Annotated in this window: 1 protein-coding gene; it reads left to right on the top strand. The window is 65.1% G+C overall.

Going from position 1 to position 1,192, the window contains the following annotated elements; genetic code table 11:
* Positions 1 to 81 precede the first annotated feature (81 nt).
* Positions 82 to 1,192, top strand: a 1,111-nt coding sequence (locus tag EDC64_RS23380) for an IS1182 family transposase (protein WP_132036265.1), incomplete at its 3' end; no start/stop codon positions are given.

The raw sequence follows: 1,192 nt of genomic DNA, 5'->3' as shown, positions 1-1,192 counted from the left end.
CTAGGAGCCTGTCGGACTTGAGGCGACCGGCGAGATGCGATTCGGTGTCATTGAGTGATTCTCCTGGATTGAGCGCCGCCGATGAGCAATTTCCGCCAAGTTGACCGCAAGACGGGATTTCTGCTTCCGCCCTCGGTGGACGAATGGCTGCCGGAGCGGCATCTGGCGCGCTTCGTGGTCGAGGTGATCGATCAGTTGGACCTGTCGCCGATGGTCAAGGCCTATCGTGGGTCGGGCTCGGCCTCCTATCATCCGAGTGTGTTGCTGGGCTTGCTGGTTTATGGCTACGCCACGGGGGTTTTCTCCAGCCGCAAGCTGGAGCGGGCGACTTACGATTCGGTTGCGTTCCGCTTCATTGCCGCCAATGACCACCCCGACCACGACACCATCGCCGTCTTCCGGCGGCGTTTCCTCGGCGACATCGAGCGGCTGTTCACCGATGTTCTGATGCTGGCCCGGGAAGCTGGAATGCTGAAGATGGGAACCGTGGCACTGGACGGCACCAAGGTGAAGGCCAATGCCAGCCGGCACAGCGCGCTGTCTTATGCGCGTGCGAGCCAGATCGAGGCGCAGTTGCAGGCCGAGGTGAAGGAACTGATGGCGCTGGCCGAGGCGGCCGACAAGGCGGATGTGCCGGACGGCATGTCGGTTCCCGAGGAACTGGCCCGGCGCGAGAAGCGGCTCGAGCGGATTGCCGAAGCCAAGGCGGCCATCGAGGCGCGTGCCAAGGAGCGCTTTGCACGCGAGCAGGCGGAGCATGAAGCCAAGCTGAAGGCGCGCGAGGACAAGCTGAAGGCGCGCGAGGACAAGGCGAAGAAGAAGGGCCGCAAGCCCGGTGGCAAGCCGCCGCTGCCGCCGACCGCCGGTCCGGGGCCCAAGGATCAGGTCAATCTGACGGACGAGGATTCGCGCATCATGCCGGTAGCCGGCGGCGGCTTCGATCAAGCCTACAATGCTCAGGCCGCGGTGGCGGCCGGCAGCATGCTGGTGGTTTGCCGTGACGTGGTGCAGGCGCCCAACGACAAGCAGCAGATCGAACCGGTGCTGGACCAGCTCACCGGGCTTCCCGAGGCTCTGGGCAAGGCCGAGACCTTGCTGGCCGACAGCGGCTATTTCAGCCAGGCCAATGTCGAGGCCTGCGCCGAGACCGAGATCACGCCGCTGATCGCACCGGGCCGTGAGCGCCACAACC

The sequence above is a fragment of the Aquabacter spiritensis genome, from assembly GCF_004346185.1.
GTDB classification, from domain to species: Bacteria; Pseudomonadota; Alphaproteobacteria; order Rhizobiales; family Xanthobacteraceae; genus Aquabacter; species Aquabacter spiritensis.
The sequence above is the reverse complement of the archived record's forward strand: the minus strand, read 5'-3'. Positions and strand labels throughout refer to the sequence as shown.